Annotated in this window: 15 protein-coding genes, 1 tRNA gene and 1 pseudogene; 14 read left to right on the top strand and 3 right to left on the bottom strand. The window is 67.8% G+C overall.

The features are described from left to right. Positions 1-14: 14 nt before the first annotated feature. A complete protein-coding gene (locus tag A5681_RS00550) occupies positions 15-368 on the bottom strand; it encodes a LapA family protein (protein WP_067268606.1) in 354 nt (117 codons plus the stop codon). 100 nt (positions 369-468) lie between these two features. On the opposite strand from A5681_RS00550, the gene A5681_RS00545 reads away from it, so the two are divergent. The 5 genes and pseudogenes from A5681_RS00545 to A5681_RS00525 all read left to right on the top strand — a co-directional run bounded on the left by A5681_RS00545 (position 469) and on the right by A5681_RS00525 (position 4,498). Continuing rightward, complete coding sequence (locus tag A5681_RS00545) at positions 469-1,416, top strand: ABC transporter substrate-binding protein (protein ID WP_067268604.1); 948 nt, start codon at positions 469-471, stop codon at positions 1,414-1,416. Further along, positions 1,413-2,547 (top strand): annotated as a pseudogene (locus tag A5681_RS00540) (ABC transporter ATP-binding protein). Before A5681_RS00545 ends, A5681_RS00540 begins: the two are co-directional and overlap by 4 nt. Continuing rightward, positions 2,505-3,191 carry an ABC transporter permease gene (locus A5681_RS00535; protein ID WP_067268599.1) on the top strand — a complete coding sequence of 229 codons (687 nt, stop codon included), beginning with the start codon at positions 2,505-2,507 and terminating at the stop codon, positions 3,189-3,191. Before A5681_RS00540 ends, A5681_RS00535 begins: the two are co-directional and overlap by 43 nt. Next, positions 3,188-3,901, top strand: coding sequence for an ABC transporter permease (locus A5681_RS00530; RefSeq protein ID WP_067268597.1), 714 nt, complete (start codon positions 3,188-3,190; stop codon positions 3,899-3,901). Before A5681_RS00535 ends, A5681_RS00530 begins: the two co-directional genes overlap by 4 nt. Then, positions 3,902-4,498, top strand: coding sequence for a putative glycolipid-binding domain-containing protein (locus tag A5681_RS00525; RefSeq protein ID WP_156737784.1), 597 nt, complete (start codon positions 3,902-3,904; stop codon positions 4,496-4,498). Here the strand turns inward: A5681_RS00525 and A5681_RS00520 are convergent. After that, positions 4,461-5,399: a prephenate dehydrogenase gene (locus A5681_RS00520; protein WP_067268595.1), complete on the bottom strand. Its 939-nt coding sequence runs from the start codon at positions 5,397-5,399 to the stop codon at positions 4,461-4,463. The genes A5681_RS00525 and A5681_RS00520 overlap by 38 nt on opposite strands. Before the next feature lie 147 nt (positions 5,400-5,546). Between A5681_RS00520 and A5681_RS00515 the strand changes: the two genes are divergently transcribed. From A5681_RS00515 to A5681_RS00505, 3 genes are all read left to right on the top strand, one after another. Continuing rightward, entirely contained in the window at positions 5,547-6,068 is a 522-nt protein-coding gene (locus A5681_RS00515) for a tRNA adenosine deaminase-associated protein (RefSeq protein ID WP_067268593.1), read from the top strand. Further along, entirely contained in the window at positions 6,065-6,523 is a 459-nt protein-coding gene (locus A5681_RS00510; protein ID WP_067268592.1) for a nucleoside deaminase, read from the top strand. Before A5681_RS00515 ends, A5681_RS00510 begins: the two co-directional genes overlap by 4 nt. 29 nt (positions 6,524-6,552) lie before the next feature. Continuing rightward, a tRNA-Ser gene (locus A5681_RS00505) sits at positions 6,553-6,642 on the top strand. A gap of 185 nt (positions 6,643-6,827) precedes the next feature. Here the strand turns inward: A5681_RS00505 and A5681_RS00500 are convergent. Continuing rightward, positions 6,828-7,961, bottom strand: coding sequence for a 1,4-beta-xylanase (locus A5681_RS00500; protein ID WP_067268591.1), 1,134 nt, complete (start codon positions 7,959-7,961; stop codon positions 6,828-6,830). 250 nt (positions 7,962-8,211) lie between these two features. On the opposite strand from A5681_RS00500, the gene A5681_RS00495 reads away from it, so the two are divergent. The 6 genes from A5681_RS00495 to A5681_RS00470 all read left to right on the top strand — a co-directional run bounded on the left by A5681_RS00495 (position 8,212) and on the right by A5681_RS00470 (position 13,413). Continuing rightward, on the top strand, positions 8,212-8,598 hold the full coding sequence (locus tag A5681_RS00495) for a DUF2237 family protein (RefSeq protein WP_067268590.1): 387 nt from the start codon (positions 8,212-8,214) through the stop codon (positions 8,596-8,598). Between the two features lie 71 nt (positions 8,599-8,669). Beyond that, on the top strand, positions 8,670-9,941 hold the full coding sequence (locus A5681_RS00490) for a sulfotransferase family protein (protein ID WP_067268589.1): 1,272 nt from the start codon (positions 8,670-8,672) through the stop codon (positions 9,939-9,941). Between the two features lie 19 nt (positions 9,942-9,960). Next, positions 9,961-11,202: an MBL fold metallo-hydrolase gene (locus tag A5681_RS00485; RefSeq protein WP_067268587.1), complete on the top strand. Its 1,242-nt coding sequence runs from the start codon at positions 9,961-9,963 to the stop codon at positions 11,200-11,202. Next, entirely contained in the window at positions 11,199-11,948 is a 750-nt protein-coding gene (locus tag A5681_RS00480; protein WP_067268585.1) for an SDR family NAD(P)-dependent oxidoreductase, read from the top strand. Before A5681_RS00485 ends, A5681_RS00480 begins: the two co-directional genes overlap by 4 nt. Before the next feature lie 15 nt (positions 11,949-11,963). After that, on the top strand, positions 11,964-12,443 hold the full coding sequence (locus A5681_RS00475) for a VOC family protein (RefSeq protein ID WP_067268584.1): 480 nt from the start codon (positions 11,964-11,966) through the stop codon (positions 12,441-12,443). A 1-nt stretch (position 12,444) separates the two neighbouring features. Beyond that, positions 12,445-13,413, top strand: a complete 969-nt coding sequence (locus A5681_RS00470; protein ID WP_067268583.1) for an LLM class flavin-dependent oxidoreductase — start codon at positions 12,445-12,447, stop codon at positions 13,411-13,413. Positions 13,414-13,690 lie beyond the last annotated feature (277 nt).

The raw sequence follows: 13,690 nt of genomic DNA, 5'->3' as shown, positions 1-13,690 counted from the left end.
ACTCGAAGACCCCGCTAGCCGCCTTGGGCGGCGGCGTGGTGCTTCTTGGCGGCCCGGCGCAGCTGCAGGATGCGCGCGGTGCCGACGGCCACCGTGATCAGACCGCCGACCACCGCGGCGAGCAAAATGGCCACCCCCAGCGGCAGGCTCCAATGCCAGCCCAAGAACTGGAACGGCGTCGACGTCGTGTTCTGGGTGATGAAGATCAGCAACAGGATCAGGATCAGGAACCCGGCGATCAGGGACGACCACAGCGCACCGGCACGGGTGAACCCGATGGCCGGTTCCTTGGGCGCCGCCCCGGACCTGGGCGCCGCGGCGGGTTTGGCGGGCGGCTGGCTGGGCGAGGCAGGGTTGGGGCTGCTCATAGGGTCATCTTTGTCCGATCCGGCACAGAATGAAACCACGCAGCGCAATCGGCGCGCTTCGTCCCAGCGCAGGGCGGGTTCTGACGTTACTGTCGGCGGTATGAGGATGCCGTCGCGCGCGCACCGCGCGATCGTCCCAGCGGCGGTGTTGCTCACGGCGATCGGTGTTGTCGCGGCGTGCAGCAGCTCCGACCCGCTGGGTGCCGAGGTCCGCAGCCCGAAATCCATCGTGGTGGGCTCCGGCGACTTCCCGGAATCGCAGATCATCGCCGAGATATACGCACAAGCCTTGCAGGCCAACGGCTTTGAAGTCGGACGCCGGATGGGCATCGGCAGCCGGGAGACTTATATCCCCGCGCTCAAAGACCACTCCATCGACTTGGTGCCGGAGTACATCGGCAACCTGCTGCTCTATTTCGAGCCCGAGTCGACTGCGACCATGATCGATGCCGTCGAGTTGGAGCTCGACCGCAAACTTCCGGGCGACCTGGCCATCCTCACCCCATCGCCTGCCGCCGACACCGACACCGTGACCGTCACCGACGGGACCGCTAATTCATGGAAAGTGAAGACAATCGCCGACCTGGCGGCACATTCGGCGGACGTGAGGTTCGGGGCGCCCTCCGCGTTCGCGAACCGCCCGGCCGGCCTGCCGGGGCTGCGGCAGAAATACGGGCTCGACATCAGGCCCGGTAATTTCGTCGCCATCAACGACGGTGGCGGCGCGGTGACCGTGCGCGCCCTGGTCGAAGGAAGGGTCAACGCGGCCAACGTATTCACCACGTCCCCCGCCATCCCGCAGAACCATTTGGTGGTGCTCGAGGACCCGGAGCACAACTTCGTTGCCGGCAACATTGTGCCGCTGGTCAATTCCCAGAAGAAGTCGGACCGGCTCAAGCAGGTGCTGGATGCGGTTTCGGCGAGGCTGACCACGCCAGGGGTGGCCGGGCTCAATGCGGCGGTGGCGGGGAACTCCGGAATCGACCCCGACCAGGCGGCACGGAATTGGTTGCGGGACAACGGCTTCAATCATCCGGTAGGCCAATGATCGCGTTCGACAACGTCAGCAAGGCATTTGCCGACGGGACCACCGCGGTGGACCGGCTCAGTCTGGTGATCCCCACCGGGAAGCTGACCGTCTTCGTCGGTTCCTCCGGCAGCGGCAAGACCACCGCGCTGCGCATGGTCAACCGCATGATCGAGCCGACGTCGGGCACGATCACGGTGGACGGGGTGGACGTGTCCACCGTGGATCCGGTGCGGCTGCGCCTCGGAATCGGTTATGTCATGCAGCACGCCGGCTTGATGCCGCACCTGCGGGTGATCGACAACGTGGCAACGGTTCCGGTGCTCAAGGGGCAGTCCCGGCGGGCGGCCCGGGACGCCGCGTACGGGGTGCTCGAGCGCGTCGGGTTGGACACCAAGCTCGCCAGCCGCTACCCCGCGCAGCTATCCGGCGGTGAGCAACAACGCGTGGGCGTGGCGCGTGCGCTGGCCGCAGACCCGCCCATCTTATTGATGGACGAGCCCTTCTCGGCGGTCGATCCGGTGGTGCGCCTCGACTTGCAGAACGAAATCCTGCGTCTGCAAAGCGAATTGCGCAAGACCATCGTGTTCGTCACCCACGACATCGACGAAGCGCTCAAACTCGCCGACCAGGTCGCCGTCTTCCGGGCCGGCAGGCTGCAGCAGTACGACGAACCCGCGCGCCTGCTGTCGCGGCCGGGCAACGATTTCGTGGCGAGGTTCATCGGCCTCGGCCGCGGCTATCGCTGGTTGCAACTCATCGACGCGGCCGGCCTGCCGCTGCACGGCGTGCAGTGCATCCCCGCGGACGATCTTCCCGAGACCCTCGCCGATGGTTGGGCGGTGGTGGTGGACGGCGCGCACGCACCGATGGGCTGGATCGACACCGACGGTCTGCGCCGGCATCGCGCCGGCGCGTCGTTGTCGGACAGCATGAGCGGCGTCGGCTCGCTGTTTCGTCCCGGCGGGAATCTCAGCCACGCGCTGGACGCGGCGCTGTCGTCGCCGTCGGGGGTGGGCGTCGCCGTGGACGACGGCGGCAAGGTCATCGGCGGCGTGTTGGCCGGCGACGTGCTGGCCGCCGCGGAAGCCCAGCGGCGGGGGTGACGCATGCACTACCTGCTCACCCACCTCGACGACGCCTGGGCGCTGACCGTGGTGCATCTGCGGCTGTCGTTGGTGCCGGTGCTGATCGGGTTGGCGGTCGCCGTCCCGCTGGGCGCGGCGGTGCAGCGGGCGCCGGTTGCGCGCCGGCTGACCACGGCGACCGCGAGCGTCGTGTTCACCATCCCGTCGCTGGCTCTGTTCGTGGTCTTGCCGATGATCATCGGCACCCGCATCCTCGACGAGGCCAACGTCATGGTCGCGCTGACCGCCTACACCGCGGCGCTGCTGGTGCGGGCCGTCCTCGAGGCGCTCGACGCGGTGCCGGCCCAGGTGCGCGACGCCGCTACCGCGGTTGGCTATCCGCCGCTGAGCCGCATGTTGAAAGTTGAACTGCCGCTGTCCATTCCGGTTTTGGTGGCCGGATTGCGGGTGGTCGTGGTCACCAACATAGCGATGGTGTCGGTGGGCTCGGTGATCGGCATCGGCGGCCTGGGCACGTGGTTCACCGAGGGCTATCAGACCAACAAGAGCGACCAGATCCTGGCCGGCATCATCGCGCTCTTCGTGCTGGCGATCGTCATCGACGCGCTGATCATGGTGGGGGGGCGGCTGATCACGCCCTGGGAACGCGCCGGGCGGGCCCCGCGTCGGCGGTCGGTGGTCGCCCCGGTCGTGGGCGGCGCGCGATGAACTTCGTGGCGCGGGCCGTCTCCTTCCTGTGCACCGCCGATAACTGGACCGGCCCGGTCGGGCTCGCGGCGCGCATCCTGGAGCATTTGGAGTACACGGCCGTCGCGGTCGGTGCCTCGGCCCTGATCGCCGTCCCGGTTGGTCTCGTCATCGGGCACACCGGCCGCGGCACGCTGCTGGTGGTGGGCGCGGTCAACGGGTTGCGCGCGCTGCCGACGCTGGGCGTGCTCCTGCTCGGCACGCTGCTGTTCGGGCTGGGGATCGGGCCGCCGCTGGTGGCCCTGATGCTGTTGGGTGTGCCGGCGCTGCTGGCCGGCACCTATGCGGGAATCGCCAACGTCGAACCGACCGTCGTCGACGCCGCGCGGGCGATGGGCATGAAAGAGGCGCAGGTGCTGTGGGTGGAGGCGCGCAACGCGCTGCCGCTGATCCTGGGCGGGTTGCGCAATGCGACGCTGCAGGTGGTCGCCACCGCGACGGTCGCGGCCTATGCCAGCCTCGGCGGGCTGGGCCGCTACCTCATCGACGGAATCAAGGAGCGCGAGTTCCACCTCGCCCTGGTCGGTGCCTTGATGGTGGCCGCCTTGGCGCTCGTGCTCGACGGCCTGCTGGCGTTGGCGGTGTGGGTCTCGGTGCCGGGCACCGGTCGACTGCGCCACAGTTATCGGACACTTCCCTCGCGCTTCGCGGGCACGATTTACGGTAGGTGAGTGAACGCAGATTCCTCTGATTCGACTCGGCGCGTGTGGCAGGCGATGCTCACTTGGCGTGCACAGGACGTATCGCGGATGGAATCGGTACGAATCCAGGTGTCCGGCAAGAGGATCAAGGCCAACGGCCGCATCGTCGCGGCCGCAACCGAAACCAACCCGGCGTTCGGCGCGTATTACGACCTGCAGACCGACGAGACGGGCGCCACCAAGCGCCTCGGCATGACGGTCACGCTGGCCGAACGCGAGCGGGTGTTGTCCATCGCCCGTGACGAAGAGAACATGTGGCTGGTCACCGACCATCAGGGCGAGCACCGCGCGGGGTACAACGGCGCGCTCGACTGCGACGTGGTGTTCAGCCCGTTCTTCAACGCGCTGCCCATCCGGCGGCGCAGCCTGCACGAACAGGCGGACTCCATCACGTTGCCGGTGGTCTACGTCAATTTGCCTGACATGTCCATCACGCCGGACGTCGTGAGCTACACCAGCTCCGGCGGCCCCGGCATCAAGCTGCGCTCCCCGGTCGCCGACACCGTCGTCAGCGTCGACGAAGAGGGGTTCATCGTCGACTATCCAGGCTTGGCAGAGCGGATCTGATCACCCCGCCCGCACGACCGGCGGCGGCCAATTCCTCGCGCCAGTTTTCGGCGCCGATGACGACGTGGAAGATGTCCGAGCGCGGAAAGCTGTCGTAGCGCGTCCGGGCGGCGTGGCCGGCCTCGACGAGTTCGGCCACGCTACTGTGCGCGACCAGCGACTCGCGGGCCCGGCTCAGGAGCTCGATGACCCGGTCGGCCGCCGGGATCAGCTGATCGGAGTTGCCCTCGCACATCGCCCGCACCAGGTCGGGCGCGGTCGCCGCCACCCGCGTCCCGTCGCGGAACGACCCGGCGGCCAGCGCGAACGCGAGCGGCACCTCCCCGGCGATGACGGCCAACGCCTCGGCGAGCAGGTGAGGCAGGTGCGAGATGGCGGCCGCGGCGGCGTCGTGGTCGTCGGACTTGGCCGGCACCACCACGGCGCCGCAGTCCAGCGCCAACGTCATCACCATCGACCACACCGCGGGGTCGACGTGGTCGTCCACGCTGACCACCCACGGCGCCCGGGTGAACAGGCCGGGGTGGCCGGCGGCCCAACCAGAGTGGGCGGTGCCGGCCATCGGGTGACCGCCGACGAAACGTTCCTGCAGACCGGCCGCTTCGACCTCGTCGAGCACCGCCCGTTTGACGCTGGTGACGTCGGTCAACGGGCAGGCCGCGGCCACTTCACCGATGTGGGCGAGCATGCCGGCCATCGCCGGCATCGGCACCGCCAGGACGATCAGCGCGCCGGTGTCCGCGGCGCGGGTCAGCGTCGCGGTGAGATCGGTGGTGGCGTCGAAACCGTCGGCGGCGGCCGCCTTAGCGCCCTCCACCGACCGGTTGTAGCCGAACACCTGCCGGCCCGCCGCCGTGGCGGCCCTCATGATCGAGCCCCCGATCAGGCCCAGCCCGAGCACGCAGACCGGTGTTTGAGATACAGGGCTAGCCACAGACCAAGGTTGGCACAATCCGGCGGCGGCGGTGCGTCCAGATGTCGCCGCGACCGCGGGTTCGTCTCGCGCCGTCTGGTCAGGGGGGCTGGTCTGCGACTACCGTAAGCGGCCATGGGAGCACAACGGGCCCCAGCCCAAGGCCTGTCGGCCGACTCGCCGGACGGTTTCGGCGTGGCGGTCGTGCGCGAAGAGGGCCAGTGGCGGTGTTCTCCGATGGCGCGTAAATCCCTGATGAGCCTCAAGGCCGCCGAGACGGAGCTAAGAGAATTGCGCAGCGCCGGCGCCGTGTTCGGGCTCCTCGACGTGGATGACGAGTTCTTCGTGATCGTGCGGCCCGCGCCGTCGGGGACGCGGCTGCTGCTGTCGGACGCCACCGCCGCGCTGGACTACGACATCGCCGCCGAAGTGCTCGACAAGCTGGATGCCGACATCGACCCCGAAGACCTGGAGGATTCCGACCCGTTCGAGGAGGGCGACCTGGGGTTGCTGTCCGACATCGGGCTGCCGGAGGCGGTGCTGGGCGTCATCCTCGACGAGGCCGACTTGTACGCGGACGAGCAGCTCGGCCGCATCGCCCGGGAGATGGGCTTCGCCGATCAGCTGTCGGCCGTGATCGACCGCATCGGTCGGTGATTCCTGACGAAGCCCTGATCCGCGCCGCGTTGGCGGTCGCCGAGACTGCGGGACCCCGTGACGTGCCGATCGGCGCGGTGGTCGTCGCCGCCGACGGAACTGAATTGGCCCGCGCGGTCAATGCCCGCGAAGCCCTCGGCGATCCCACCGCACACGCCGAGATCCTGGCGTTGCGCGCGGCGGCCGGCGCCCTCGGCGACGGCTGGCGGCTAGAGGGCGCCACGCTGGCCGTCACCGTCGAACCCTGCACCATGTGCGCAGGCGCGCTGGTCCTGGCCCGTATCGGCCGACTGGTGTTCGGCGCGTGGGAACCCAAGACGGGCGCGGTCGGATCGCTGTGGGACGTGGTCCGCGATCGTCGGCTCAACCATCGGCCGGAAGTGCGCGGCGGCGTGCTGGCCCAAGAGTGCGCCGCGCCGCTGGAGGCCTTCTTCGCCCGTCAGCGATTGGGGTAAGCGGGCGACGGTTCGGTAAGCTGCTCCGCGGTGGCGTGTCCGAGCGGCCTAAGGAGCACGCCTCGAAAGCGTGTGACGGCTAACACCGTCCGAGGGTTCAAATCCCTCCGCCACCGCCAAAGACCTTCACCCCGCTACGGCGGGGGGAGGGCGGCTGCGTGCGTGTGCCGCACTTCCCTCCCGGAAGCGGCCGTGCCCGCGCCGGAGACCGTCTTGAGAGCCCTGGGGGTCTTTGCACGCGGTCATGCCAGAATCCGCAGAAGTGCGGTCAACCGCAAATCCGGCTAGACCCAACCGCCCCGGCTCAAGCCTGCGTCCCCGCCAGCTTCCGTGTCGTCAGCGCTTCGGTGTCCTGGAAGGGCCGGCCGTCGGGGCGGAGCAGGTCGTGGAACCAGACCTTCGGAATCGCGGTATACGGGTGATCCCATGATTCCCACGGGAAGTAGGTCTGGGTCTTTCCGGCGACCAACCCCCAGTTGATGGCGCCGACGTTGTGGCGCTTGGCAATTGGCAGAATCCCCTCCACGGTGCTGCCCCTGGGCCTGGCCATGTATTCGGTGCACAGCATCGGCCTGCCCAGCGGGGCAAGTTCGCCGATCCGGGACTCGAAGCCCGCGGGTTCGGCATAGGAATGGAACGTGACCACGTCGGAGTTGGCGAGCTGGATGTCGCTGATGGCGCTGCGGCCCTGGGGTTGTCCCCAATCGCCGCGCCACACACCACTGGTGAGTGGCTGGCTGGGATCGACGGCGCGTGCCCACCGAAACACCTGGGGGAGCAGGTTCCCGACGAGCTGTTCCTTGTCGCTGCGTTCGGTGCTTCGGTACTGCTTCGCCGGGTTGTCCGGCTCGTTCCACAGGTCCCATCCCAGGATCCGATCGTCGCTACGGAACTGCGTCAACACCCCGGTGACGTAGTCGCGCATGACGGCCGCATAGCGGGGATCGCCTAGGCGTTCGGCGCCCGGGCTTTGCACCCAGCCCGAGTTGTGCACGCCGGGCGTCGGCGCACGCTGCCGGCCCGCCCTCGGCGCGGGATCCCAACAGGAATCGAAGAAGACGAACAGCGGCTTGATGCGACGACGCGCGGCGATGTCGACGAACTGAGCCAGCCGCGTCTGAAAGCCCCGCTGATCCTGGGCCCAGAGCTGGTCGTGCAGGAACACCCGGGCGGTGTTGTGTCCGTAGAACCTGGCCCAGCCGAGTTCGGCGTCGATCCGCCGCGGATCGAAGGTGTCGGGCTGAAACATCTCCAGCTGGTTGATCGCGTTCGAGGTGATGTAGTTGGACCCGACCAGGAAGCCCTGCGCCTGATACCAACGGTTGGCGCGTTCGGCGGGCCATCGGCCCGCTTCCTCCGCCGAGGCGCGTGGCACCCGGGCGAGCGCGGTGCCTGCTGCCAGCAGAAGCGGCAGCTTGAGGGCCGTTCGTCGTTGCACGATGTGACGATAAATTTTCCCGGCGATTTCCCCGGGATTTGCTCAGCGCGTCGCGCCAGCTTGACGGGGGAATTGTTATCGCCCCGTCACCTGGCGGCCGCCGCGGCGGCGGGCAGCGTGCTCGGCGTGCGCCCACTCGCTACGTGCCGGATGGCCGGATAGCCACAGGGCCGGCCCGGGCAAAAATTCGCGCCGGCGGAGACGGCAAAGTTACTTCAAACTTCACCCCCGAGAGCGCGATACTGAAATCGTGCCCGATCGAAACGTGTTAGGCGGTCCGCTGGAGCCGTGCGGCACAGAACCCCTGACCGGTTACTACCGCGACGGCTGTTGCTCGACGGGACCCGAGGACATCGGGCGGCACACGATCTGTGCGGTCATGACCGCCGAATTCCTCGAGCACCAGCGCTCCATCGGCAATGACTTGTTGACACCGGTCCCCGAATACCGATTCCCCGGCCTGCTGCCCGGCGACCGTTGGTGCGTGACGGCGCTGAACTGGCTTCGCGCGCACCAGGATGGCTGTGCCGCGCCGGTGGTGTTGGCGTCCACGCACGAACGCACCCTGGAGGTCGTGCCTCTGGAGACGCTGCAGGAACACAAGGTCGACGTGCCCGACGACTTGGCGAACCTGTAGGGGCCGCGGCAGATCGCCGCCGGGCCCCTGTGTCATATTTCTCTTCGACGCCACGTCGAAAAGAGGATTTGGTGGGCTCTGCCGTTGATGACATCGACTTCGATGACCTCACCGCGCCCAAGCTGACCGACGTCCAACGGCAAATTCTCGACTTCACCGAGGCCAGAGTCGTCGACTTCGACATCGAGCGGATGCTTGCGGAGGCCGAGAAGCAGGCCGGGCTGAAGAACGGCGCCGACCTCGCCGATGTCGACGGCTTCGCTGATCGGCTCGGCGCGCATGTTGCCGCGATCGAAGGGGACGAGGGCCTGCGCCAACTGACGCGGTCCTCCCTACGGCAGCGAGTCGTGCGTCTGCTGCGCAACCGGCTGTCGCTGACCGAGCTCCTCAAGCGGTACCCCGAAATCGAAGCCATCCCTATCGAGAAGCCGATCATCGTCGTCGGAATGCCCCGCTCGGGCACTACGCATCTGGTGAATCTCATTGCCGCCGACCCGCGCCGGCGGGCGTTGCCGTACTGGGAGAGCCAAGAACCCATCCCCGCGCGCGGCGAGGGCCCCGACATCTCCGGTGTCGACCCGCGTTACGCGCGAGCCAAATCGGAGCACGACGCGCTGATGGCCAGCGCCCCGGTCGTCGCTGCCATGCACGACCGATTCCCGGAGGCGATCGAGGAGGAGGTCGAGCTCCTCGACCTCGATCTGGCCTCTTACGTCCTGGAATGGCATGCGCGCGTGCCGGACTGGCGTGACTACTACCTGGGCCTCGACCAAACCCGGCACTACGCATACTTACGTAAGGTGCTGCAGGCCCTGACCTTCCTGAGGGGCCCGCGGACCTGGATCCTGAAAAGCCCGCAGCACTGTGAACAACTCGGTCCGCTCATGGCGACCTTCCCCGATGCGACCGTGGCCTTTACCCACCGCGATCCCGTTGCGGTGATCCAGTCGGCGATCACGATGATGGCCTACTCCGATCGCCTGCGCCGAACCAGCATCGAGCCGGATTGGCTGGTGGACTATTGGAGCGACCGGGTGCATCGGCTGCTCAGCGCATGCGTGCGTGACCGCGATCTGGTGCCGGCCGAACGCAGTATCGACATCAGTTTCCATCAGCTGAACGGCAATGAAATGCCGGTCCTCGAGCGGCTTTACCGCTGCGGAGGCGTCGAACTGACGGCGAAGGTGCGGGCGCGCTTCCAGCAGTATCTGGACGGCAACCCGCGGGGCAAGCATGGCCGCATTCGCTACCACCTGCACCGGCACTTCGGCGTCACGCCTGACGAGTTGCGCGGGCGCTTCGGATTCTACTTCGACAAGTTCGACGTCCAGGCCGAGACCTAGCCGGAGGGCAACAAGAGCGATGAGTCCAGAACCGGTCTACCGCAGCCGGCCGGGAGCCGACGCCATGCGGCCCGCCGCCGCCGAACGGGCGGAGGAAATCGCGCCCGGCCTGTGGTGCTCGCCAGGGCTGTCGAACTCCTACCTACTGACCACGCGTGACGGCCGGGTGATCGTCAACACCGGCATGGGTTTCGAGGGCCCGGTGCACCGCGCGAACTTCGACGCCGTCGATCCCTCCCCGGTGCGCTACATCGTCTTCACACAAGGCCACGTCGACCACGTCGGTGGTTTGGACAGCGTCCGAGACCCGGGGACAACCGTTGTCGCCCAGGCGAATTGGACGCTGTGGCGAGACGACAACGAACGCCTTATCCCGTATCGCGCCAGCCGCAGCGCCTTCGCGTTCAAAGACACCCTCGCGACGGGCATCCAAGCCATCCAGCGGCGTCTGGGGAGCACCCGGTTGGCCGGCCAGAGCGTTCCGGTCGTCGACCTCGATTTCGATGACACCCTGACGCTCGAAGTCGGTGGCCGGCGGCTGGAACTGATCTCCGTGCCCGGCGGCGAAACCACCGACTCCTTGGTGGTGTGGCTGCCAGATGAGCGAATATGCCTGTGCGGCAACGTCTTCGGTCCGCTTTTCGGGCATATCCCCAACCTGGTCACCATGCGCGGCGACCGGTATCGCGACGCCCTGACCACCATCGCCTCGGTGGAGAGGGTACGCGACCTGCGGCCCGACCTCCTGGTGACCGGTCATTTCGAACCGATAGCGGGCGCCGAGCTGATTTACGCCGAGCTGACCCGGCTGCGTGACGCGATCCGGTACGTCCATGATCGCACCGTCGAAGGGATGAACGCCGGCAAGGACGTGCGAACGCTGATGCGTGAGATCACACTGCCCGCGGAATACGAAGTGGGACAGGGCTATGGAAAAGTGGCCTGGGACGTGCGGGCCGTCTGGGAAAACTACTCCGGCTGGTTTCACCACGAATCGACCACGGAGCTCTATCCGGTCGGGTTCGACGCCGTCGCCGCCGACGTGGTCGAGCTGGCCGGGGCCGACGCATTGGTGGACCGGGCGCGCGACCACCTCGCCGCCGGGCGCCCGCTACAAGCCATCCATCTTGCCGAGCTGCTGCCCTCGGACAATGCGGGGGCGCGGGCGGTGCTTCGCGAAGCGCACGAAGAACTCCTGGCCGGCAGCACGAACTTCTGGGAAACCGCCTGGCTCAGACACCAGATAGCGAGGAACTCATGACGGCTCGAGTCAGCTTCGACTTCACCGGCACCACCGCGCTAGTCACCGGCGGCACCAGTGGAATCGGGCACGCGACCGCCGTCTTGTTCCGCGACGCCGGGGCCCGCGTGGCGGTCACCGGAACCAGGCCGGCGGCGGCCGACTACCAGGCCGACCTGTCCGGCATGGATTATCACCAGCTGCAGATCAGCGACCCCGATTCCGTGGACGCGCTGGGGGAAAAGTTCACCAGCCTCGACGTGCTGGTCAACAACGCCGGCGCCAATTTTCCCGGTGGCCTCGACGAGTCGAAGCCGGACGGATTCGAGGCGTCGGTCGCGCTGAACCTCACCGGACCCTACCGATTGACGGTCGGGCTCTACCGCGCATTGAGGGCGTCGACCGCGGTCGGCGGCGCCAGCGTGGTCAACCTGGCGTCGATGTCGGCGCTGCGGGCCGTCCCATTGGTGCCGGGATACGGCGCGGCAAAGGCCGGGATCGTCTGCGTCACCAGGAATCTCGCGGTCAAGTGGGCCGACAAGGGGATCCGGGTCAACGCGGTGGCGCCCGGCACCATCGACACCCCGATGACTGCACCCATGCACGGCTCGGCCGAGTTGGTGGAGTCCGAGCTGGCGCACATCCCGTTGCGCCGCTTGGGTTCCGCCGGTGAGATCGCCCCGACGATCGCCTTCCTGTGCACCGAGCAGAGCAGCTATACCAGCGGCGCGGTGTTCGTCGTCGACGCCGCGTCGGACTGCGTCTGAAAGCCGAGGAGATCCATGACAATTGCGCTGCGCCCCGAGGATTTTTACCACACCGGCGTCATCGTTCCCGACCTCGATGCGGCCATGGCCCGACTGAGCGCGCTGGCCGGTTACCGCTGGATCACTCCGATGACCTACACCCTGCCGTTCCGCACGCCGTCCGGCGTGCGCGAGTTGACCTCCACGATCGTCTACTCCCTGCAGCACCCCCACCTGGAACTGGTGCAAGAGGTGCCCGGAAGCCCGTGGATGGCCGCGCCGGGCAACGCGGTTCACCACCTCGGTTACTTCAGTGACGATCTCGCCGCGAGCGCCCGGGCGCTGGAGGCCAACGGCTTCTCCCTCGAGATGACGGCGGACGTGCGCGGATCCGAGCTCGGGCTATTCGCCTACTACACAGACTCTTCGGGCACGCGCATCGAGATCGTCGATCGGTCGCTGTTTCCGGACTTCCCCGCCTTCCTGCGGTCGATGGCCGCCCCCCAGGAGGCGTGACGTGTTGCTCACGGTGCTGCGCTTCAACTTCGCCTCCCCGCACGGCGAACCCCGCACGCAAAGCCGGCTGTTGTCGGCCGCCCTCGAATTGGCGCAGTGGGGCGAGGCGCACGGCGTCACCTCCATCAGCGTCGACGAACACCACGCAACCGGACACGGCTGGAGCTGCAACCCCATCATGGCGGCCGCGATGTTTTTGGCCCGAACCTCGACGTTGATCGCCAGCGTGGACTGCGCGTTGGGCCCGCTCTGGAATCCGGTCCGGCTTGCCGAGGACATCGCGCTGGTCGACAACATGAGCCAGGGCCGCCTGCACACCACGGTGGGCCTCGGCTACCGCCCCGTCGAATATGACGCCATGAGAACCGATTTCGCTGGCAGGGGCAAGCTGATGGACAGCCTGCTCGAACGGATGCTGTCGGTCTGGTCGGGCACCGATGCCGACGGAATCTGCACCGGTACTTGGACCCGACCGCATCCGCCGCTGTATGTCGGTGGGGGCGCACGCGCCACGGCGCGGCGGGCGGCCCGTTTCCGGCTGCCGCTCAGCCTGGCGGATCACCTGCCCGACATCGCCGCCTACTACCGCGAGCTGTGTGCCGAGGCCGGCATGACGCCGCTCATTCTCATGCCGGGTCCGGTGAACCGCGGGATGATCTTTTTGCACGAGGACCCCGACCGGGCATGGGCGGAACTCGGTGACCACATCCTGTGGGAGGCGGTCACTTACGGCGGATGGTCGACCGATCAGCGGTCCCTCATGCATTTGCCGGGCGTGCAGACGCTGGACGAGGTCAGGGCGTCGGGGAGGTACCGCTTCCTGACGCCCGACGAGCTGATCGCGGAGGTGCGTGACGCCGACAACTACGGACCGCTGGTGCTTCACCCGCTGGTCGGCGGGATGCCGGTCGACGAAGCCTGGAAGTCGGTTCAGTTGCTCACCGACAAGGTGTTGCCCGCGCTCAGCTAACTCGCCAAACCTCTGATTACACATGGCAGTAAGGGGTATGCGGGCGGCATGACAAACGAAGCTCGGAAAGCACTGGCGCTCATCGGTGGCGCCGCGACACTCGGATTGGCGCTCACCTTCGCTGGCGGCGCGAGCGCAACCGCTCTGGCCGGCAATGCTCCCGCGGCGCCGCCGGCGCCGACGTCGTCCAGCCCGGCGCCACCGCCGTCCCCGCCGCCTGCTCCGGGAGGAATCTATGGTGGCGGCGGTAGCGGAAGTTCGGTGACCGGCGGTGGCG

The organism is Mycobacterium scrofulaceum (assembly GCF_001667885.1).
GTDB lineage: Bacteria > Actinomycetota > Actinomycetes > Mycobacteriales > Mycobacteriaceae > Mycobacterium > Mycobacterium scrofulaceum_C.
The sequence above is the reverse complement of the archived record's forward strand: the minus strand, read 5'-3'. Positions and strand labels throughout refer to the sequence as shown.

Excerpts from the sequence above, each read along its gene's own strand:
- A5681_RS00550 (WP_067268606.1), bottom strand. The coding sequence starts at position 368 with ATGAGCAGCCCCAACCCTGCCTCGCCCAGCCAGCCGCCCGCCAAACCC.
- A5681_RS00545 (WP_067268604.1), top strand. The coding sequence starts at position 469 with ATGAGGATGCCGTCGCGCGCGCACCGCGCGATCGTCCCAGCGGCGGTG.
- A5681_RS00535 (WP_067268599.1), top strand. The coding sequence starts at position 2,505 with ATGCACTACCTGCTCACCCACCTCGACGACGCCTGGGCGCTGACCGTG.
- A5681_RS00530 (WP_067268597.1), top strand. The coding sequence starts at position 3,188 with ATGAACTTCGTGGCGCGGGCCGTCTCCTTCCTGTGCACCGCCGATAAC.
- A5681_RS00515 (WP_067268593.1), top strand. The coding sequence starts at position 5,547 with ATGGGAGCACAACGGGCCCCAGCCCAAGGCCTGTCGGCCGACTCGCCG.
- A5681_RS00485 (WP_067268587.1), top strand. The coding sequence starts at position 9,961 with ATGAGTCCAGAACCGGTCTACCGCAGCCGGCCGGGAGCCGACGCCATG.
- A5681_RS00480 (WP_067268585.1), top strand. The coding sequence starts at position 11,199 with ATGACGGCTCGAGTCAGCTTCGACTTCACCGGCACCACCGCGCTAGTC.
- A5681_RS00475 (WP_067268584.1), top strand. The coding sequence starts at position 11,964 with ATGACAATTGCGCTGCGCCCCGAGGATTTTTACCACACCGGCGTCATC.